This is a genomic window from Ornithinibacillus caprae (assembly GCF_009728145.1).
Taxonomy (GTDB): domain Bacteria; phylum Bacillota; class Bacilli; order Bacillales; family Amphibacillaceae; genus Ornithinibacillus; species Ornithinibacillus caprae.
Window position 1 is genome coordinate 24,173 of sequence record NZ_WOCA01000016.1, and the last position, 21,792, is coordinate 45,964.

The window sequence follows — 21,792 nt, forward strand, 5'->3', positions numbered from 1 at the left end:
AAGGTGAAAGAGGCAGTTATTGTTGCAGGAGCAAGAACCCCTGTGGGAAGAGCTAAAAAAGGAACGCTAGCAAATACTCGTCCAGACGATTTAGCAGCGTTAACGATAAAAGAAACACTAAAACGGGCAGACAATTATGATGGAAACATTGATGACGTTATTATTGGTTGCGCTATACCAGAGGCAGAGCAAGGTATGAATATGGCTCGAAATATTGCAGGGCTTGCAGGCTTAAGAAATGATGTACCAGGAATTACAATTAATCGATATTGTTCTTCAGGGTTACAAAGTATAGCATATGCATCCGAGCGTATCATGCTTGGTGCAAGTGATACGATTATTGCTGGTGGAGCAGAATCTATGAGTTTAGTTCCAATGCCAGGTCATGTTATTAAACCAAACCCAACACTTGTTCAAGATGCACCAGGATATTATATGGGGATGGGCCATACAGCCGAAGAAGTGGCAAATCGATTTAATATTTCTAGAGAAGATCAGGATACTTTTGCTGTTCAAAGCCATGAACGCGCAGCTAAAGCAATTCAAGAAGGTAAATTCAAGGATGAGATTGTTCCAGTGGAAGTAACGGAGCGAGTTATAGGTAAAAATAACAAAGTAGAAGAAAAATCTATGTTATTTGATACAGATGAAGGAGTTCGTCCTGAAACATCAATGGAAGTACTAGCAAAGTTACGCCCTGCTTTTCATGTAAAGGGGTCTGTTACCGCTGGAAACTCTTCACAAATGAGTGATGGTGCAGCTACTGTTTTAGTTATGGAGCGGGAAAAAGCTGAAGCAGAGGGGTTAAAACCGTTAGTTAAGTTCCGTTCCTTCGCTGTTGCTGGTGTTGAACCAGAAATTATGGGTGTAGGACCAATTGAAGCTATTCCGAAAGCATTAAAAATTGCTGGGTTAGATATTTCAGATGTAGGTTTGTTTGAGTTAAATGAAGCATTTGCTTCTCAATCTGTACGTGTTATTCAAGCGTTAGATTTAGATACAAATATTGTCAATGTCAATGGTGGGGCAATCGCACTTGGTCATCCACTAGGAATGACTGGAACGAAACTTACTTTAAGTCTTGCCCATGAAATGAAGCGCCGTAATGTACAATTTGGAGTTGTAACGATGTGTATTGGTGGCGGAATGGGTGCAGCAGGAGTGTTTGAGCTTCTATAAAACTTTGCTAATAAGTAATGCGTGGTTGATTTGATGTAGGGAATATGTAGTAACTTTTGCTATGAAATATGTTGGTTGAAAACTAAAACGGACTGGTAAACATTAGTTCCGAAGTGAAATTACTGCAGAGTTTTTGTGAAAAGCAATTTACTATCTGAAAGAATCCTAAGTCATAAGAATCTACAAATATATTCAACAAATATTTGTAGATTCCTACATTCCATAAAGGAGAGGGAGAAAATTATGAGTGAAACGAAAGAAAGATTATTTAAAGGTGGAGCTTTTTTAGTAGAAGATTTAACTGGTGAAGATGTAATTACACCAGAAGATTTCACAGATGAACATCAAATGATCGCAAAAACAACAGAGGATTTTGTTGTTGGTGAAGTATTACCTAAGGTAGAAAACTTAGAAAATCATGAATTTGAACATTCTGTTGACCTATTGAAAAAAGCTGGTGAGCTTGGACTACTAGGTGCAGATGTACCTGAAGAATATGGTGGTCTAGGTTTAGATAAAATTAGTTCTTCCTTAATCACAGAAAAATTTTCTCGTGCAGGTGGTTTTTCTGTTACGCATGGGGCGCATGTAGGGATTGGTTCCCTTCCAATCGTTTTCTTTGGTAACGAAGAACAAAAAGCTAAATATCTACCTAAATTAGCCTCTGGTGAATTACTTGCTGCATATGCTTTAACAGAGCCAGGCTCAGGCTCAGATGCTTTGGGGGCTAAAACTACAGCTAAATTAAATGAAGCAGGAACGCATTATATCTTAAATGGTGAAAAACAATGGATTACAAACTCTGCTTTTGCCGATGTATTTGTAGTTTATGCAAAAATTGATGGTGAACATTTTACTGCCTTCATCGTAGAGCGAGAATTCCCAGGAGTTTCAACAGGACCAGAAGAAAAGAAAATGGGTATTAAGAGCTCTTCTACTCGTACACTGATTTTAGAGGATGCAGAGGTACCAGTAGAAAACCTTTTAGGTGAGAAAGGGAAAGGTCATAAGATTGCTTTTAATATATTGAACGTTGGTCGTTACAAACTAGCAATCGGTGGTGTTGGTGGTTCCAAACGTGGAATTGAATTAGCTACAAAATATGTAAATGAGCGTAAACAATTTGGAACAGCTATTTCAAGCTTTAGTTTAACTCAAGAAAAGCTCGCAACTATGGCAGCAAGAACGTATGCTAATGAAAGTGCCGTATACCGTACAGTTGGTCTATTTGAGCAACGGATGGGGTCGATGACGGATGAGCAATTAGAAGATGGTCGTGAGATTGCTAAAGCAATTGCAGAATACCAAATTGAGTGCTCCATGAATAAATACACAGCAACAGAGTGCTTGGATTATGTTGCTGATGAAGCAGTTCAATTACATGGTGGATATGGCTTTATGCAGGAATATGAAGTAGAGCGTATGTATCGTGACTCTCGTATTAACCGTATTTTTGAGGGAACAAATGAGATCAATCGATTGTTAGTGCCTGGTACGCTTCTAAAAAAAGCGTTAAAAGGTGAATTACCACTACTTCAAAAAGCACAAGGTTTACAAGAAGAGCTTATGATGATGATGCCAGAAGAGGTTGGCACAGAGCCATTAGAGCAGGAAAAGTATTTATTAAGAAATGCGAAGAAGATGGTATTATTAGGTGCAGGTTTAGCAGCTCAGAAATATATGCAAAAACTGGAGAAAGAACAAGAGATTTTAGTAAATCTAGCAGATATGGTTGCTGAAGTTTATAATATGGAATCTGCAATTCTTCGTACAGAAAAAGCAATTAACAAAAATGGGTTAGAGAAAAATAATCAAAAGTTACTTTATACGCAAGTGTATGTACAAGAAGCATTTAATCGTATTGAAGCTGATGCTAAAGAAACATTAATTGCTGTAGAACAGGGAGATACTTTACGTATGATGCTATCTTCTTTACGTAAACTAACTCGTCATACTCCAACGAATGTAATTGCGAAAAAACGTGAAATTGCAGCAAAAATAATTGAAGAAGAAAAATATGTTGTTTAATTAGAAGAGATCGAAAAACAAAATATCCCCCTATCACAAAAGTTGGTAGGGGGATTTATATGTATTATCCGTAGATAACAGACTATCCAACAATAGCGTGACTTTTATCTTGTTAAGATTGCCTCGTTTGGTCGGATGACTGCTGGGAGTTCTATCATTTTTTCCAACTCATTTACTGTATTACTTCTTTTGGTCGTATTTCTTCCGTTCTCCCAATGTAGTTTATTGACTTGTCTTTGTAGTTCATCCAATAGAGAATTTTTACTTTGTAATTGTCTTTCTAGTTCATTGATCAAATTTTCCTTATGAATTAGATCAGCTTCAAACAGAGTTATCTTTTCATCAACTTTTTCCAAGGAATGGGTTAACTCGGTTCTAGCGTCTTTGGCCGATAATCCGTTAAACAATAGTATGAATAATAGTAAAGTAATTAGCAAGATGGTATGCTTTTTCATTAAAAACCAACCTACTTCCTAGATATATTTACTCACTTATATTATATATTATTTGGAAGATTATAAATAGTATTTCATTAATATGCTCTGTTAGTCCCTTTTCTCCATTGGGCAAATGACTTCATAAAGAATTATATCGCCAAACGGTAACTCATCGCCGTTATGAGTGCCCAAAGGAAGTAGGAGAAACGTCAAACGGTAACTCATCGCCGTTATGAGTGCCCAAATGAAGCCGGAGAAACGCCAAACGGTAACTCATCGCCGTTATGAGTGCCCAAATGAAGTCAGAGGAACGCCAAACGGTAACTCATCGCCGTTATGAGTGCCCAAAGGAAGTAGGAGAAACGTCAAACGGTAACTCATCGGAGTTATGAGTGCCCAAATGAAGTAGGAGAAAAGTCAAACGGTAACTCATCGCCATTATGAGTAACTAAAAGCTCATCGAAAATCCAAATTGCCTCTTACCTAAAGCCTAGTTCAAAACCGAAAGGAACTGTGAACGCATTAGTACTTTAGAATCCTATTGCTTTAGCTTTGTGAGTGTCAAAATATTAGTATAGATACGGAGTTTCTGTATATAGATGTAAAATTAGTATACATTATTATAATTATTGAAATGATAGGTTTGATAGTTTTTATTGACCAAATTCCTTTTAATCATGGTAAAATACAATCAAAAAGGAGGGACTAATTATGGCATTGGATTTTTATTGGTATCCGAATTGTGGAACATGTAAAAAGGCTAAGAAATGGTTTGATGAGCATAACGTAGGGTATAATAGCATACATATTGTGGAAGAAACACCTTCAAAAGATGAACTTTTACGTTTGATTGAAAAAAGTGAATTACCGGCGAAAAAGTTTTTTAATACGAGTGGGAAGAAATACAGGGAATTAAATATTAAAGAAAAAATAAAAGATGCTAGTACGGAAGAAATGGCAGAAATACTTGCTACAGATGGCATGTTGATCAAACGTCCAATCGTAACAGATGGAGAGAAAGTTACGGTTGGTTTTAAGGAAGAACAATTTGAACAAAATTGGTTATAGATTAAGATGAATTACTAGAAATAAATGCTTGTACAATGTATATTTAATTTGAATGAATTAATGGAGGGATTTAACGTGAGTTTACCAAAAGACTTGTTATACTCTGAAGAACATGAGTGGGTAAAAAAGGAAGGCGACAAAGTACGTATTGGGATTACTGACTTTGCACAAGATGAGTTAGGGGATATCGTATTTGTTGAACTCCCTGAGGTAGGAGAAGAAATAGAAGCAGATGAGCCATTTGGTAGTGTAGAATCGGTTAAAACTGTTTCCGAATTATATGCTCCATTAAGCGGGAAAATTGTCGAAATTAATGAAGAGCTAGAAGATAGCCCAGAGTTAGTAAATGAATCACCATATGAAAAAGCTTGGATGATTGTAATCGAACCATCTGATGAATCTGAATATGATGATTTATTAGATGCTGATGGTTATCAAGCGGTTATCGAAGAAGGTTAATAAAGGTACATAAAAGGCTGGCTCTACCTATACGATAGGTATGGAGCCAGCCTTATTTCACATACTAACAATCTGTAGGGGTGTTATGTGTAATGATGACGGATAGCTTAGATAAAGTTATTATTGTGGAAGGATTGACTGATAAAAAACAAATTCAAAAGGTGATAGATGAAGATGTCACAATCATATGTACTAATGGTACATTTGGAGTAGAAAGATTTGATGAACTTCTAGAAACCTATGATTTGGATCATAAAGATGTGTATATTCTAGTTGATGAGGATCAATCTGGTCAAAAACTTAGAAAACAGTTATCAAAGGAACTTCCGCATGCAGAACACATTTATATTAGTAGTGAATTTCGTGAAGTAGCTACAACTCCTGAAAGTTTTTTAGCAACAATCTTAGTAGGTAAACGATTCTCTGTTAATCCTTTATTTTTAATGTAACGGAGTTAGGGTGATTTTTTGCAAGCTATAAGTGAAGATATTTTATCGGAAGATCAATATATGTTATTTATTCATACTCCATTTTGTGGTACCTGTCAATTGGCTCGTACAATGCTAAACCAAATTGAGGATATTCATAAAGAAACGATATTTTATGAAATGAACGCTTCGCTGTATCCTGAATTTATGCAAGAAAATCAAATCGAGAGCGTCCCTTGTTTGTTGGTGAAGCATGAAAATAAGATCGCAGAAAAAATATATGCTTTCCAATCAATAGCAAATATATATAGCTATATGATGAAATATAAGCCTGAACTTTTTCAAATATAAATTTAAAATAGTTGTTGACATGATATGTGATCGATGCTATTATTCTACTTATCAATTAAATCGAATAAGAAAACTCTTATCTAGAGCGGTGGAGGGAAAGGCCCTGTGAAACCGCGGCAACCATCAAACTTTTTTGTTTGGTAAAGGTGCCAATTCCTACAAAGCGGATTTGCTTTGAAAGATGAGAGAACGGTAGATAAAATTATTACGTCTTTCTGTTCTCTTGTGCAGAAAGGCGTTTTTTCTTTGCCAAAGGACATAATAATAACGAAGGTACATGTTTCGTTTTAAGAATATAAGAAGTATTACTTTTTTATAAGTGCAACTAAGGCTTTTGCGACAAACTGGTAAAAGCCAAGTTTTTAAGGAGGATTACCATGATATCCATACAGGGATTACGCAAGGTTTTTAAGACAAAAACCAATACAATAACAGCTGTAGATCGTCTTGACCTTGATATTCAAGATGGAGAGATCTTTGGAGTGATTGGTTACAGTGGAGCTGGAAAGAGTACATTCGTCCGACTGTTGAATCGATTAGAAGAACCATCTGAAGGAAGTATAAAGATTGACGACAAAGAAATAACAGAACTAAATACAAATGAGCTTCGATTAGCTCGACAAGAAATCGGTATGATTTTTCAGCATTTTAACTTACTTTGGTCTAGGACCATTGAAGATAATATTGCTTTCCCACTTGAAATAGCAGGAGTTCCAAAAGCAGAACGAGATAAACGAGTAGAAGAATTAATTCGCTTAGTTGGTTTGGCTGGTAGAGAGAATGCTTACCCCTCACAATTAAGTGGAGGACAAAAACAACGAGTTGGTATTGCGAGAGCCTTAGCTAATAATCCAAAAGTGTTACTTTGTGATGAGGCAACATCTGCATTAGATCCAGAAACAACGAATTCTATCCTTGATCTTCTTGTTGATATAAACCAAAAACTAGGATTAACGATTATTCTTATAACACATGAAATGCATGTAATTCGCAAAATATGTAATCGAGTTGCAGTCATGGAAAATGGAAAAATTGTTGAACAAGGCGATGTCCTAGATGTGTTTCTACATCCCAAAGAAACAGTTACCAAAAAATTTGTGGAACAAGTAATGGGAAATGGGGAAGAGGATGACCTAGAACAATTACTTGCTGAATATGATCAAGGAAATATCATCCGCCTTCACTTTGTAGGAGAGTCTGCTAATCAGGCCTTGATTAGTCAGCTTGCGAAAAAATACAACGTGGATTTAAATATCTTACAAGGGAAAATTACACAGACGCAAAGAGGAGCTTACGGAACATTGATCGTACAATTATTAGGTAATACGGATGAAATTGATAAAGCGGTCCAGTATATTACCAACAAGACCTCAGTAGAAGTGGAGGTTATTCGCAATGTTAAATGATTCAAATATTAAGATAGATGATTTGCTAGAAGCAACGTATGAGACGTTTTACATGACCACTATTGCATTAGTAGGAACATTTATTTTAGGGATTTTACTGGGTTTACTTCTTTATTTAACGATGAAAGGAGGGATATGGGAAAATAAATTCCTTAACTTCATCGTTGCTGCAATAGTGAATGTATTTCGTGCGATTCCTTTTATCATTTTAATTTTGCTATTATTCCCGTTTACAAACTTCCTAATTGGATCAATTCGGGGTCCAAATGCTGCATTGCCAGCATTAATTATCGGTGCCGCACCATTTTATGGACGTTTGGTTGAGATAGCATTACGAGAAGTGGATAAAGGTGTAGTCGAAGCAGCACAATCAATGGGTGCGAAAACAAGAACAATTATTTTTAAGGTTCTGTTACCCGAGTCGATGCCAGCGCTTATTTCAGGTATAACTGTTACAGCAATTGCGTTAATCGGTTATACAGCTATGGCTGGGGCGATCGGTGCAGGTGGATTAGGAAGTTATGCGTATTATTCCGGATTTCAACGACGCGACTTTGATATCGTCTTTATTTGTTCCGTGATTATCGTCATTATTGTATTTATTTTTCAATTTATTGGAGATTTTATTTCAAATAAATTAGATAAACGTTAATTGTGAATAAATGGTTAAAAACCAAATTCAAATAAATAAACATAGAGGAGAAGATAGTATGAAAAAGATTATTGGTATTTTATCATTATTAGTTGTTCTTACATTAGCAGCATGTGGGGGAGCAGATTCAGACGAAAATACAATTACTGTTGGAGCATCAAGTGTACCCCATGCAGAAATTCTAGAGGAAGCAGCACCATTGCTTGAAGAAGAAGGGATTACTTTAGTAGTTGAGCCGTATGAGGATTATGTGTTGCCTAATGATGATTTAGCTAGTGGTGAGCTAGATGCAAACTACTTCCAACATATACCGTATTTAGAACAAACAATTGCGGATACTGGGTATGACTTGGATTATATTGACGGAATTCATGTAGAACCAATTGGTGTATATTCTAAAGGAGTTACTAGTTTAGAAGACATCCCAGAAGGCACAGAAGTATTATTAAGTAATTCCGTTCCTGACCATGGTCGTATTTTGGGATTGTTTGAAGAAGTTGGTTTGATAACTCTAAATCCAGAAGTGGATAAAGGGGAAGCAACCATTGAAGATATTGTTGAAAATCCTAATGGTTTAGTTTTCGAGCCAGATTATGATCCTGCATTTTTACCAGAGTTATATGAAACAGAAGAAAATACACTCGTAGTTATTAACACGAATTATGCAATTGGTGCAGAGTTAAACCCATTAGAGGATGCACTGTTTCTTGAGGATGAAAATTCACCATATGTGAATGTAATTGCTGTTCGTTCAGAGGATAAGGATAATGAAGCTCTAAATAAATTGGTTGAAATCCTACATTCAGAAGAAATTCAAAACTATATATTAGAAGAATTTGAAGGAGCAGTTGTTCCGGTTGGTGGAAACAACTAATAATGGACAAAACCCAAGTTTTCTAATAAATATGGAGCATTTCATAGCAAATGTTAGTAAATAGCTAAATATTATTAAGATTATTTGCTAAATAACGGAAATGTCTTTAAACAAAAATCCTTTCGTAAGTAGCGCGTTATATGGACTTTGAAGGTGGTATTGTCCCTGTGGTATGATTTATATCGTAAACAAAACGAAAGGATGATTCACTATTAATAGTGAGGTTAAACTGAATTACACTTCTGAAATGGAGAAGGCAATGCAACAGTCACATCAAATGGGCTATGCAGAGTACAGTCGGAAGTTGGAAAAACGTATGGATGTAGAGAAACGACGTCACCAAGAATATGAAAAGTGTAAACATATGATTTCTGAGCTTGAAAGTCAAATTCATAAATAATAATATAGAAGAAAATGAACTGGTGTCCTGAAAATTGGACATCAGTTTTTTTGATAAAGAAGATTCACTTTACTATTAAAAAGTGACTACTTTTTCCATTATTACTGATACTATTCGTAAATGGGGAACTGTGGGAAGTAAATAATATTTATTACGTTGTTAATATAACTTTCGTAACCTAAAAATGTTGATTATAAATTCGAAATGCTTTAAGATTGTAATGAGAATAAATTGAGAATGGATGTAAAAATCAATCCTAATCAATTATATAATAAAAATAGTATTTGGAGGTATCGATATGGCAGGATCAACACTAGAAATTAAGAATCTTCATGTTTCAATTGAAGATAAAGAGATATTAAAGGGTGTAAATTTAACAATTAAGGGTGGCGAGTTCCATGCAGTAATGGGACCAAATGGTACAGGTAAATCCACTCTAGCATCGGCAATTATGGGACATCCTAAATATGAAGTAACAGAAGGAAGTATACTTCTTGATGGGGAAGACGTATTGGAAATGGAAGTTGATGAACGTGCACGCGCTGGTCTATTCCTAGCAATGCAATATCCAAGTGAGATTAGTGGAGTAACTACCTCTGACTTCTTACGTTCTTCTATCAATGCTCGTCGTGCGGAAGGCGATGAAATTCCATTAATGAAATTTATTAAAGAAATGGATGAAGCATTAGATTACTTAGAAATTGATAAAAATATGGCTCAGCGTTACCTAAATGAAGGATTCTCAGGTGGAGAGAAAAAACGTAATGAAATCCTTCAATTAATGTTATTAAAACCTGAAATTGCAATATTAGATGAAATTGACTCAGGATTAGATATTGACGCATTAAAAGTAGTTTCTAAAGGCATCAATAAGTTACGTGATGAAAACTTTGGTTGCCTAATTATTACGCACTATCAACGCTTATTAAACTACATAACACCTGATGTAGTTCATGTAATGATGCAAGGACGTGTTGTTAAATCTGGTGGACCAGAACTAGCTCAACGCTTAGAAGCAGAAGGTTATGACTGGATTAAAGAAGAATTAGGTATTGAAGACGAAACTGTTGAGCAAAACGCATAAACGTAAGGAGGGATAACATGACTGTGGATACAAAGTTACCGTATGATCAATCATATATTGAACAGTTCTCAACTGAACGTAATGAACCAGCGTGGATGAAAGACTTACGCATTCAAGCTTTGGAGAAGGCTGATACGTTAGAAATGCCAAAGCCTGATAAAACAAACATCAGCAAATGGAACTTTGGTCAATTTAAACATACAGCAGCTGGTGAGACTATTTCATCCTTAACTGATTTACCAACTGAAATTCAAGATTTCTTTGATAAAGATAATTTACCAGAAAACTTACTGATTCAACGTAATCAATCTGTTGCATATGCAACAGTAAGTAAAGACCTTAAAGATAAAGGTGTTATTTTCACGGATATCTTTACTGCTTTAAAAGAGCATGAAGAATTAGTTAAACGTTATTACATGAAAGATGCCGTATCAATCGATGAGCATCGTTTAACAGCTTTACATGCAGCATTAATGAACGGTGGAATTTTCGTTTATGTTCCTAAAAATGTTCAAATCGAAGTTCCATTACAGGTTGTCTTCTGGCAAGAAGATCCAGAAGCATCACTGTTTAACCACGTATTAGTTGTTGCAGATGAAAATAGCTCATTAACTTATGTTGAAAACTATATCTCTAATAATGAAACAGAAGAAACAGTTGCAAATATCGTTACAGAAGTAATTGCTCAAAATAATGCGCAAATCTCATTTGGTGCAGTAGATAATTTTGCTGCAGGAACAACATCATATGTTAACCGTCGCGGTGTTGCTTATCGTGATGCAACCATTGATTGGGCACTTGGACAAATGAATGATGGAAACACGGTATTCGAGAATATCACACATTTAGTTGGTGATAATTCAACTTCAAATGCAAAGGCTGTTACTGTTGGTCGTGGTAAGCAAAATACGAATATGACAGCTAAAATTGTTCATTTTGGTAAAAATTCAGAAGGATATATTTTACAGCACGGTGTAATGAAAGACAGTGCATCCAATGTATTTAATGGAATTGGAAAAATTGAACATGGTGCTTCTAAGTCAAATGCGGAACAAGAATCCCGCGTATTAATGCTTAGTGAAAAAGCACGTGGAGATGCAAATCCAATTCTGTTAATTGACGAAGATGATGTAACAGCAGGTCATGCTGCATCAGTTGGACGTGTGGACCCGTTACAATTATATTATTTAATGAGTCGCGGTATTACACAACAAGAAGCTGAGCGTTTAGTCATTCACGGCTTCTTAGCTCCTGTTGTAAATCAATTACCTATTGATTCTGTAAAAGCTCAATTAACCCAAATGATTGAAAGGAAGGTTAACTAATGGATGCGAAAGCCATACGGCAAATGTTCCCGATTCTTGATCAGGAAATAAACGGACATCCCTTAGTTTACCTGGATTCATCAGCAACTTCTCAAAAACCAATACCTGTTATCGAAGCAGTAGATAACTATTACCGACAAAATAATGCCAATGTTCATCGTGGTGTGCATACGTTAGGTTCACGGGCAACAGACCAATATGAAGGTGCTCGTGAAAAGGTACGTCGCTTTATTAATGCCTCAAGTACTGCTGAAGTGATTTTTACACGAGGAACGACTACTGCGATAAATACTGTTGCAAGTAGTTTTGGCCGTGCCAATGTAAAAGCTGGTGATGAAATTGTTATTACGCAAACGGAGCACCATAGTAATATCATACCTTGGCAGCAGGTAGCCAAGGTAACTGGAGCCACCCTTAAGTTTATTCCTTTGCAAGAGGATGGTTCTATTACACTAGAGGATGCTCGTAACACAATTACTCCTAACACAAAAGTAGTGGCAATTGCTCATGTTTCGAATGTATTAGGCACCATCCATCCGATAAAAGAAATTGCTAAAATTGCCCATGATAATGGAGCAGTTATATTAGTTGACGGAGCACAGGGTGCACCACATATGAAAGTGGATGTGCAAGATTTAGATTGTGATTTCTATGCATTTTCTGGCCATAAAATGTGTGCTCCAACTGGTATTGGTGTTTTATACGGTAAAAAGCAATTGCTCGAAGAAATGGAGCCTATTGAGTTTGGCGGTGAAATGATTGATTTTGTCAATCTGTATGATTCTACATGGAAAGAGCTGCCGTGGAAATTTGAAGGTGGAACACCAATTATAGCCGGAGCAGTTGGTCTAGGTGCGGCAATTGATTTCTTAAATGAAATTGGAATGGATACGATACACGAGCATGAGAAAAAATTAGCTGTTTACGTTATGGAGAGAATACGAACAATAGATGGTATAAATGTATATGGTCCTGAAAACCGTGCATCATTGGTTACCTTTAATTTGGATGATGTCCACCCACATGATGTTGCTACAGCACTTGATTCGTATGGTATTGCGGTAAGAGCTGGCCATCATTGCTGTCAACCATTGATGAAATGGTTGAATGTTGCAGCTACAGCTCGTGCTAGCTTTTATATGTATAATACGGAAGAAGATGTTGATCAGTTGGTTGATGGACTCTTGAAAACAAAGGAGTTTTTTGGTAATGTCTTTTAACAACCTGGACACATTATACAGACAGGTTATTATGGATCATTATAAAAACCCCCGCAACCGTGGGGTAGTTAATGGTGATTCATTAACTGTCGATATGAATAACCCAACTTGCGGTGATCGAATTCAACTTCAATTACAAATAGAAGATGGCATGGTAAAAGATGCAAAGTTTGATGGTGAAGGTTGTTCGATTAGTATGTCTTCAGCATCGATGATGACACAGGCTATTAAAGGTAAGCGTGTTGAAGATGCATTAAAGATGTCAAAAATCTTTTCAAATATGATGCTTGGTGAGGAAGTTGATTCAGAACTAGATCTAGGAGATATCCAAGCATTACAAGGTGTTTCCAAATTCCCAGCTCGTATTAAATGTGCAACACTTGCATGGAAAGCAATGGAAAAAGGTGTTCATGAAGAGTGAAATCCAGCTTTTATACACCTAAAGGAGGGTATTTAAAATGGCTAAAAATATGCCGGAAATTGATGAGTATAAATACGGCTTTTCCGATAAAGACGTCTCTATTTTCCGTACCGAACGAGGCCTAACTCGTAAAGTCGTTGAAGAAATTTCAAGAATGAAGGAAGAACCACAGTGGATGCTTGATTATCGTTTAAAAGCGTTAGAGCACTTCTATGAGCGTCCAATGCCACAATGGGGTGGAGATCTTTCAGGGTTAGATTTTGATGAAATCGTTTATTATGTTAAACCATCTGAAAGACAAGGTAGATCATGGGATGAAGTACCTGATGAAATTAAACAAACTTTTGATAAATTAGGTATTCCTGAAGCGGAACAAAAATATCTTGCTGGTGTATCTGCTCAGTATGAATCTGAAGTAGTATACCACAGTTTAAAAGAGGATCTAGAAGAGCTAGGTATTGTATTTAAAGATACGGATACTGCGCTTAAAGAGAATGAAGATCTTTTCAAAGAATATTTCGGAAAAGTTATTCCCTATACTGATAATAAATTCGCTGCATTAAATTCAGCGGTATGGTCAGGTGGATCCTTTATCTATGTACCAAAAGGTGTGCAAACTTCAACACCACTTCAAGCATACTTCCGTATTAACTCTGAAAATATGGGGCAGTTTGAACGTACACTTATTATTGTAGATGAAGGTGCATCTGTACATTATGTTGAAGGATGTACAGCACCAGTTTATACAACGAATTCATTGCATAGTGCGGTTGTAGAAATCTTTGTTAAAAAAGATGCGTATTGCCGTTACACAACCATTCAAAACTGGGCGAATAACGTGTATAACCTAGTTACAAAACGTGCCACATGTGATGCTAATGCTACAATGGAATGGATCGATGGAAACATCGGTTCTAAATTAACGATGAAATATCCTGCCGTTATCCTTAAGGGTGAAGGTGCACGTGGTAATACATTATCTATTGCCCTTGCAGGTAAAGGCCAATTACAGGATGCTGGTGCTAAAATGCATCACTTAGCACCAAATACTTCATCCACCATTGTTTCGAAATCCATTTCTAAACAAGGTGGTAAAGTATCATATCGTGGTATTGTTCACTTTGGACGTAAAGCAGACGGTGCTCGTTCAAATATCGAATGTGATACGTTAATTATGGATAACGAATCTACTTCTGATACAATTCCATATAATGAAGTGTATAACAACAACATTTCATTAGAGCACGAAGCCAAGGTTTCTAAAGTTTCTGAAGAGCAGTTATTCTACCTAATGAGTAGAGGACTTACTGAAGAAGAAGCTACTGAAATGATCGTAATGGGCTTCATCGAGCCATTCACAAAAGAACTTCCAATGGAGTACGCAGTTGAAATGAATCGCTTGATCAAATTCGAAATGGAAGGTAGTATCGGTTAATCATAAGGTAGTGAAAAATCCCTCAAACCAGCATCGCTGGTTTGGGGATTTTTTGTTGAGACAGATCCAATCAAACATCGGACAGATCCAATCAAACATCCAACAAAACATTAATGTTCAATTTAAGGACAATCAGTGCTAGTATAATATATAGTCATTATAAAATTCATACATAAGAGGAGAAACAGTTTGGTATATATTATTTGTATTATTATAGGGATTTCGACAGCTTTTGTTGGAAGTTTAGTCGGTTTAGGTGGAGGGGTAATATTAATACCCAGTTTGTTATTATTAAATCAATCTTTTGATATGTTTTCATGGGCAACTCCACAAGCAATTGTAGGGATATCATTGTTTGCGATGATTTTTACATCTCTTTCTTCTACACTTACATATTATAAGAGTGGTCGCGTGGATTATAAAACCGGTTTATGGTTTTTATTTGGTAGTATTCCAGGAGGAGTAATAGGTTCCTGGTTAAACCAGTTTGTAGATACAGATTCATTTTTACTGTATTTTGGTATGTTAATGATTTTAATTACAGGATTATTTTCATTAAAGCGTCGCCAACCATCTGAGAATGCGGTAAACAAATATAAGAAACAACGAACGTTTGAAGTTAATGGTTTTACATACAATTATTCTATTTCAGTATGGCAAGCAATTGTATTATCACTTTTAGTTGGAACGTTATCAGGATTATTCGGAATAGGTGGGGGTTCCATTATGGTCCCAGCTATGATCCTACTTTTCGGTATCCCTACACATATTGCAACGGCGACTTCCATGTTTATTATTTTCTTTACTAGTTTAATTGGAGCTAGTACACATGTTATGCTTGGACATATTGCTTGGGAATACCTTTTATTCTTTATTCCTGGAGCATGGATTGGAGGAAGACTTGGGGCAAAAACGAACCAAATCCTTCGAGCAGAAACACTTGAAAAGATATTACGAATTCTACTAATCATTATTGGAATACGTATGATTGTAGATAGTTTATTATAGTAAGGAGTGGTCATCATGCAGGAAAAACTGTACTTTTATTATACAAATGATTTGCATAGTGATTTTGAACAATGGCCACGAGTTGCAGCTTTTATGAAAGAAGCTAAGGCTAACAAAGAAGTTACAGGCGATAGCTGTTGGATTGTAGATATTGGTGATCATGTTGATCGTGTACATCCAATAGCAGAAGCATTTATGGGAAAAGCGAATGTTCAGTTGATGAATGAGTTGGACTATGATATTGCTACGATAGGAAACAACGAAGGGATTACGTTAGCTCATCATGATTTATTCCATCTATATGATGAGGCAAACTTTCAAGTTGTTTGTGCTAATTTGCATAGTTTGGATGGAGTTTTTCCTAAATGGCTCAATAATTCGGTAATTATCGAGTCAAAACAAGGAACTAAGGTTGGTGTTATTGGTTTAACAGCACCGTTTAATGACTTTTATGAACTACTTGATTGGCATGTATCAGATCCATATGAAGCATTGGCTAAACATCTTGCGGATCTTAAAGAAAAGACAGATATAATCGTAATCTTGTCACATTTAGGAATTAGTGAGGATCAAGAAATTGCTAGAAGATTTCCTGCTATTGATGTCATTATTGGTGGTCATACACATCATCTGTTACGAACAGGAGAGAAAGTAAACAATTCGTTGATAACAGCTGCAGGTAAACATTGTGCCTTTGTTGGGGAAGTTATTTTAACATGGGATCTTGAACATAAAGTATTAGTTGATAAAGAAGCATATGCAACGGATATTACGCATATTTCAAAGGATGTATCAACCGTCCAAAGACAATCTGAATTGGAATTGGCAGTTGAAAATATATTGGGTGAGACGGTTATTCAAACGAATTCGGTTATTGAAGTTAAATGGTTTCAACATACTCCTATTATGCAACGACTTACAGATAAAGTTAGAACTTGGACAAAAGCAGATTGTGCGATGTTAAATTCTGGTCTATTACTAGATGATTTTCCTATTGGAAATGTTACATACAAAGATATTCACCGTATCTGTCCACACCCAATTAATCCATGTGTTGTAGAGTTAAGTGGTAACGAGCTAATAGAAGTAACTAGGGCTTCCTTTACAAAAGAATTTACAGAATTAAAATTGAAAGGCTTTGGATTTCGCGGGGAAATCATTGGGAGAATGGTTTTTTCAGGGCTAAAGGTGGAAACTGACTTTCATGACGATGGTCAGGAATTTGTAAAGGATGTTACAATTAATGGTCAAGCTATCGAAAAGGATAAAATTTATACGGTTGCAACTGCTGATACGTTTACGTTTGGTCGATTATTACCTGAAATAGCTAAATCAAAAACGAAGAACTATTTTGTACCAGAGTTTTTACGTGATTTATTAGCAGAAACATTAAGAGAATATTATGGGAGATAGCTGTACACTTCAAAAGTGACATTCCTCCTTCAAGATGCATACACATATTATGTACATCACGAAGGAGGAATTGATTAATGATTACGGTTAATCCCCTTGAAATAGAAGGTAAGTACTTTACGGCAACTCAAGTCGAACTTCCAAAGACAAATTTATTAATTATTTCAAATGAAATTGGATATATAATGTGTGCGGCACTTGATGTGGATTTTTTTAATGAAAATGAAAAACTAAGAGCACGTGAAGTGATAGCTGGTCGTGCAGAAGGTGTTCGAACAATTGAAGAATTATTAAATGCTCCACTTGCAAAAGTCACAGATGCTTCAAAGAAGTATGGCTGGGAAGTGGGGATGACAGGAAAAGATGCACTACTTAAATTAACTTAAAAATCCTTCCGTTTAGGAAGGATTTTATCATGATAAGGATTAAATACCCGTATGATATAACTTTCTCATGGATTTTTTATATAAATTTTGGTACTATTTAATATATATGTCGAATGATGACGTTTTTTTGAGTATAGTTAGGAGTACATAATGAGACTAGTAAGCACAAAACACATAAAACCTGGAGCTACTCTGGGACAAACCATTTATAATGATAATGGTATGATCTTACTGCAAAAAGAAATGTGTTTATCCGAAAACATTCTACAGCGATTAATAGATCAAGGAATAACGTATGTATACATAGAAGATGATGAAACTAAAGATATTAATGTAGAGCCTGCTATTTCTGAAAAACTAAGAAAAGAAGCGACGGAATCTGTACGTGAAATATTTTCTGAAATTAAAAGTGATGACCTTCTATCTAATTCATTTATATTAGATAAAGAAGAAAAAGGATTAATGGCAATAGTCAATCGGTTAATGGAAGAAATTAACCATCACGAGGAATCAATTTCACTATTAGCAGATATTTTTCTTACAGATGACTATATATTTCAACATTCACTAAATGTAACAATCTATTCCTTGGCAATCGGATCAGCCTTAAATTTAAGTAAAAAAGAACTGTCAGAGCTTGGGACGGGTGCTATTCTTCATGATATTGGAAAGGCATTTATTGATCCAGTTGTATTACAAAAACCGAATAAATTAACGGATGAAGAGTTTGCACTAATGAAGGAGCATACAACAATTGGGTTTGACTTACTTCGTAAGCAAAGCTCTGTATCCTCTGTAGTAGCTCACTGTGCCTATCAACATCATGAGCGCTTAGATGGTTCAGGCTATCCTAGAGGGTTGGTTGGGGATGAAATACATAAGTATGCAAAGATTATTGGAGTTGCAGATGTATTTGATGCTGTTACAAGTAACCGAATCTATCGTGATGCCATGCTTCCACATGAAGGCTTAGAAATACTGTATGCCGGAGCGGTCAGTCTTTTTGACAAGCAGATGGTTGAGGCGTTTAAAAAGAGTGTTGCAGTTTATCCAAATGGATTAACTGTCTTACTAAGTGATGGAAGGATTGGAGTGGTCATTAAGCAAAATAAAAATCTTTGTGACCGTCCATATATCCGAGTGATTAAGGATAAGAACAAACAAATGATTACACCCTACGAATTAGATTTAGCAAAAGAATTGAATATAACCATTACTGCATGTAATGTTGAGTAAACCACAAATGTATAATAAATTTTAAATTCTAACCCTCTTGAAACAAGCATAGATTGTTTTAAGGGGGTTTTTCTAGATGAGACATCGAATGAAGTTCAAAAGAAGAAGATCACCACCTCCAGTACGGACGATTTTAATGGTGACGGTTATTGTATTTACAATTGGAACGATTGCTAGCATTATTATTATTGATAAAGGGATTACGCCTACTTTAATGGAAGTTGCAGAACAAAAAACTAAGGAATTTGCTACTCGTGGGATTAATTCTGCTGTAAAATTTGCTGAAAACTATACTTTTGAAGATATAGCAATAACCCAAAGCAATAACAATGGTTATGTAACCATTGTTGATTGGGATTCTTCTGTGGTAAATAAAATTAATCGAGCGGCAACTGACCGGGTTGAAGAATTTTTTCATAGCATGAACCGCGGGGAACCACCTAAATATCAGGATCCATTGGGAGAACCTGATCCTTATGGTGATACGGTTGATGAACTTGTTGATCGCGATCCAACCGTAATTGAAATTCCAATCGGGCAAGCCACTGGGAATTCAATTCTAGCAAACTTAGGTCCAAGAATTCCGGTTAACCTAGATTTAGTAGGTGCAGTTCAAACGGAACTAGTGGAAGAAAAAGAAGTGCTTGGAATTAATAATGTTTATGTTTCACTATATGTAGAAGTCGAAGCTGATGTCCAAATTGTCATTCCATTTATAACGGAAGTTACGAATGTAAGTACGAGAATTCTAATCGACAAGCATTTAGTAATGGGTGATGTACCTGAGTTTTATGGAAGTGGTGGCAGTGGACCATCTATAGCTGTACCTAAAGACGATATTGGTGAAAATGACTTGCCAGATGAATAAATATTTAGTATTATATATTTTGTAATTTAATAATAGACCTTATCAGATCGGTGAGGTAGAGGCGCAGACAATAAGAGTAGTCAATAGGAGTATGACAGCAATGATTATTGATGAAAGGATTGTTTGCCGAAGCTTAATAAGGGTCGAACTTATTAATGCTGGGTTGTCTTTGAATAAAAGGCAAACTGTCATGCTTGTAGTATGTGCATGGGGGACTACTGATCGAAATGGAGGATAACGTAAATTGTGAAACAATGATAGGTTATTTTCTATCATTGTTTTTTTTGTGGTTTTTTTGGATAAATAAAGTGTATATTTTATAACCCTGTAAAGTGTTACTAGGGATATGCTTTAAAGACATTACGGATAATCCAAGTATTCTAACAAAAACTAACGTATCTCCACATGTACAATCTTCAAGAACAAATCATTACAACGGAGGTTACAAAATGGAAGGAACAATTTTATCAATCATACCAGCACTAATTATGCTTATACTTGTCTTACTAACAAGAAAAGTATTGCTTTCATTAGGAGCAGGTATTATTATCGGAGCACTTTTTATTCATAATTTTTCTATTTTAGGTGCTGTTAATGAAATCTGGAGTATTTTCATTGGAATATTTATTTCAGATGGAGAATGGAACGTGGGGGATCTTCTTTTAATTGGCTTTTTATTACTACTCGGTATGATGACTGCATTCTTACAAGCATCAGGTGGTAGTAGAGCATTTGGTGAATGGATGATAAAGCGAATTAAAACTCGAAAAGGTGCTCAACTAATGACACCAGTTCTAGGTCTTTTAATTTTCATTGATGATTATTTTAATGCTCTTGCTGTAGGTCAAATCGCTAGACCACTTACAGATCGTCATAAAATTTCACGTGCGAAACTAGCCTACTTTATTGATTCAACTTCCGCACCAATTACCGTTATTTCACCAATTTCAAGTTGGGGTGCTTATTTAATTGGGATAATTGGTGGATTATTAACAACAAATCAAATAACGGATTTTCAGCCTTTAGAAGCATTTATAAAAATGATTCCATTTAATTTATATGCACTAGTGCATTATTACTCGTATTTTTAGTTGCATATTTAAAAATGGATATTGGGCCAATGCGTAAACATGAACAACGAGCAATGGAGCACGGAGAAGTTTTAGACCCTAATAATGGAAAAGTACCAGGAGATCTTTCAAATGTGTTTCAGTCAAGCAAAAATGGACGTGTGTATCATTTATTAGTGCCGATTGCTGTCTTACTAGTTGCAACCATTTCAGCAATGCTTTGGACAGGAATACAGGCTAGTGGTATAGAAGTAACTATTTTAACTATATTTGAAAATACAGATGTTAATTTATCCTTATTTATTGGTGGATTAGCTGCTGTTTTAACAGCATTCATCTTCCACCTTCTACAAGGGAAACCAAAAGCAAATACAATGAAGGTATTTATAGAGGGAATCAAAACAATGCTTCCTGCCATTTACATCCTACTACTAGCTTGGATGATTGGTTCTGTTATCGGGACATTAGAAACAGGTGAATATCTAGCACAGATTGTAGATAATGCAAATATAAGTTCAGCATTATTGCCATTCTTGTTCTTCCTGATTGCTGGTTTAATGGCACTAGCGACAGGAACATCATGGGGAACATTTGGAATTATGCTACCTATTGCAGCAGAAGTAACAGCTATTACAGATGTTTCATTAATCCTACCGTCTCTAGCAGCAGTACTAGCAGGTTCTGTTTTTGGTGATCATTGTACGCCGATTTCAGATACCACAATTCTTTCATCAACAGGTGCTGGTTCCAATCATATTGATCATGTGATTACCCAATTACCATATGCTATTATTGCGGCAGTTGCTGCTGGGATAGGATTTATTGTCGTCGGATTTACTGGTATAGCATTAATTGGATTACTGATTACATTTGTCATTATTATAGCTAGTGCATTATTTACTCATTTTTCTTTCAATCGCTAAAAATAGGAATGCCTTGCACCTTTGAGAAGATGTGAGGCTTTTTTATTGTCTAGGAAATTATAAAATAGACAAGATGTGGATAACTACAGCGATAGTCATGTCCAGCTCCAGCGCATACCCC

At 35.8% G+C, this 21,792-nt stretch carries 21 protein-coding genes, 1 pseudogene and 2 riboswitches; of the genes and pseudogenes, 21 read left to right on the forward strand and 1 reads right to left on the reverse strand.

Features of this window, described 5'->3' with window-relative positions:
- The first annotated feature begins 3 nt into the window (after positions 1 to 3).
- Complete coding sequence (locus GMD78_RS16645; protein WP_343042405.1) at positions 4 to 1,179, forward strand: acetyl-CoA C-acetyltransferase; 1,176 nt, start codon at positions 4 to 6, stop codon at positions 1,177 to 1,179.
- Positions 1,180 to 1,422: 243 nt separating this feature from the next.
- Entirely contained in the window at positions 1,423 to 3,207 is a 1,785-nt protein-coding gene (locus GMD78_RS16650; protein WP_155670344.1) for an acyl-CoA dehydrogenase family protein, read from the forward strand.
- Between the two features lie 104 nt (positions 3,208 to 3,311).
- Here the strand turns inward: GMD78_RS16650 and GMD78_RS16655 are convergent, their stop codons facing one another.
- The gene (locus tag GMD78_RS16655; protein WP_155670346.1) at positions 3,312 to 3,662 is read right to left on the reverse strand and encodes a hypothetical protein; all 351 of its coding nucleotides are present in this window, start codon (positions 3,660 to 3,662) and stop codon (positions 3,312 to 3,314) included.
- Positions 3,663 to 4,355: 693 nt separating this feature from the next.
- Between GMD78_RS16655 and GMD78_RS16660 the strand changes: the two genes are divergently transcribed.
- From GMD78_RS16660 to GMD78_RS16750, 19 genes and pseudogenes are all read left to right on the forward strand, one after another.
- The gene (locus GMD78_RS16660; RefSeq protein ID WP_155670348.1) at positions 4,356 to 4,712 is read left to right on the forward strand and encodes an arsenate reductase family protein; all 357 of its coding nucleotides are present in this window, start codon (positions 4,356 to 4,358) and stop codon (positions 4,710 to 4,712) included.
- A 75-nt stretch (positions 4,713 to 4,787) separates the two neighbouring features.
- On the forward strand, positions 4,788 to 5,171 hold the full coding sequence (gene gcvH, locus GMD78_RS16665) for a glycine cleavage system protein GcvH (RefSeq protein WP_343042407.1): 384 nt from the start codon (positions 4,788 to 4,790) through the stop codon (positions 5,169 to 5,171).
- 95 nt (positions 5,172 to 5,266) lie between these two features.
- Positions 5,267 to 5,620 carry a toprim domain-containing protein gene (locus tag GMD78_RS16670; protein ID WP_425495062.1) on the forward strand — a complete coding sequence of 118 codons (354 nt, stop codon included), beginning with the start codon at positions 5,267 to 5,269 and terminating at the stop codon, positions 5,618 to 5,620.
- Positions 5,621 to 5,638: 18 nt separating this feature from the next.
- The gene (locus tag GMD78_RS16675) at positions 5,639 to 5,950 is read left to right on the forward strand and encodes a thioredoxin family protein (protein ID WP_155670352.1); all 312 of its coding nucleotides are present in this window, start codon (positions 5,639 to 5,641) and stop codon (positions 5,948 to 5,950) included.
- 73 nt (positions 5,951 to 6,023) lie between these two features.
- Positions 6,024 to 6,138, forward strand: a riboswitch (SAM riboswitch).
- Between the two features lie 189 nt (positions 6,139 to 6,327).
- Positions 6,328 to 7,356: a methionine ABC transporter ATP-binding protein gene (locus GMD78_RS16680; protein WP_155670354.1), complete on the forward strand. Its 1,029-nt coding sequence runs from the start codon at positions 6,328 to 6,330 to the stop codon at positions 7,354 to 7,356.
- The gene (locus GMD78_RS16685) at positions 7,346 to 8,008 is read left to right on the forward strand and encodes a methionine ABC transporter permease (protein ID WP_155670356.1); all 663 of its coding nucleotides are present in this window, start codon (positions 7,346 to 7,348) and stop codon (positions 8,006 to 8,008) included. Before GMD78_RS16680 ends, GMD78_RS16685 begins: the two co-directional genes overlap by 11 nt.
- Positions 8,009 to 8,066: 58 nt before the next feature.
- Positions 8,067 to 8,882 (forward strand): MetQ/NlpA family ABC transporter substrate-binding protein, encoded by an 816-nt coding sequence (locus GMD78_RS16690; RefSeq protein ID WP_155670358.1) that lies wholly within the window; start codon positions 8,067 to 8,069, stop codon positions 8,880 to 8,882.
- A gap of 259 nt (positions 8,883 to 9,141) precedes the next feature.
- Positions 9,142 to 9,282 carry a YuzK family famiily protein gene (locus GMD78_RS21430; RefSeq protein ID WP_196493850.1) on the forward strand — a complete coding sequence of 47 codons (141 nt, stop codon included), beginning with the start codon at positions 9,142 to 9,144 and terminating at the stop codon, positions 9,280 to 9,282.
- A gap of 298 nt (positions 9,283 to 9,580) precedes the next feature.
- A complete protein-coding gene (gene sufC, locus GMD78_RS16695; RefSeq protein ID WP_155670360.1) occupies positions 9,581 to 10,366 on the forward strand; it encodes a Fe-S cluster assembly ATPase SufC in 786 nt (261 codons plus the stop codon).
- A gap of 17 nt (positions 10,367 to 10,383) precedes the next feature.
- Complete coding sequence (sufD, locus tag GMD78_RS16700) at positions 10,384 to 11,691, forward strand: Fe-S cluster assembly protein SufD (protein ID WP_155670362.1); 1,308 nt, start codon at positions 10,384 to 10,386, stop codon at positions 11,689 to 11,691.
- Entirely contained in the window at positions 11,691 to 12,911 is a 1,221-nt protein-coding gene (locus GMD78_RS16705) for a cysteine desulfurase (protein ID WP_155670364.1), read from the forward strand. Before sufD ends, GMD78_RS16705 begins: the two co-directional genes overlap by 1 nt.
- Positions 12,901 to 13,332: a Fe-S cluster assembly sulfur transfer protein SufU gene (sufU, locus tag GMD78_RS16710; protein WP_155670366.1), complete on the forward strand. Its 432-nt coding sequence runs from the start codon at positions 12,901 to 12,903 to the stop codon at positions 13,330 to 13,332. Before GMD78_RS16705 ends, sufU begins: the two co-directional genes overlap by 11 nt.
- 37 nt (positions 13,333 to 13,369) lie before the next feature.
- Positions 13,370 to 14,767: a Fe-S cluster assembly protein SufB gene (sufB, locus tag GMD78_RS16715; protein ID WP_155670368.1), complete on the forward strand. Its 1,398-nt coding sequence runs from the start codon at positions 13,370 to 13,372 to the stop codon at positions 14,765 to 14,767.
- Between the two features lie 189 nt (positions 14,768 to 14,956).
- A complete protein-coding gene (locus GMD78_RS16720; RefSeq protein WP_155670370.1) occupies positions 14,957 to 15,775 on the forward strand; it encodes a sulfite exporter TauE/SafE family protein in 819 nt (272 codons plus the stop codon).
- A gap of 15 nt (positions 15,776 to 15,790) precedes the next feature.
- A complete protein-coding gene (locus GMD78_RS16725) occupies positions 15,791 to 17,188 on the forward strand; it encodes a bifunctional metallophosphatase/5'-nucleotidase (protein ID WP_155670372.1) in 1,398 nt (465 codons plus the stop codon).
- Between the two features lie 77 nt (positions 17,189 to 17,265).
- On the forward strand, positions 17,266 to 17,574 hold the full coding sequence (locus GMD78_RS16730; RefSeq protein WP_155670374.1) for a YunC family protein: 309 nt from the start codon (positions 17,266 to 17,268) through the stop codon (positions 17,572 to 17,574).
- A 150-nt stretch (positions 17,575 to 17,724) separates the two neighbouring features.
- Positions 17,725 to 18,810: an HD-GYP domain-containing protein gene (locus GMD78_RS16735; protein ID WP_155670376.1), complete on the forward strand. Its 1,086-nt coding sequence runs from the start codon at positions 17,725 to 17,727 to the stop codon at positions 18,808 to 18,810.
- Positions 18,811 to 18,886: 76 nt separating this feature from the next.
- Positions 18,887 to 19,678 carry a sporulation protein YunB gene (yunB, locus tag GMD78_RS16740; RefSeq protein ID WP_155670378.1) on the forward strand — a complete coding sequence of 264 codons (792 nt, stop codon included), beginning with the start codon at positions 18,887 to 18,889 and terminating at the stop codon, positions 19,676 to 19,678.
- Positions 19,679 to 19,726: 48 nt separating this feature from the next.
- A riboswitch (Lysine riboswitch) is annotated at positions 19,727 to 19,904 on the forward strand.
- A gap of 556 nt (positions 19,905 to 20,460) precedes the next feature.
- Positions 20,461 to 21,671, forward strand: a pseudogene (locus GMD78_RS16750) (Na+/H+ antiporter NhaC family protein).
- Positions 21,672 to 21,792: the final 121 nt, after the last annotated feature.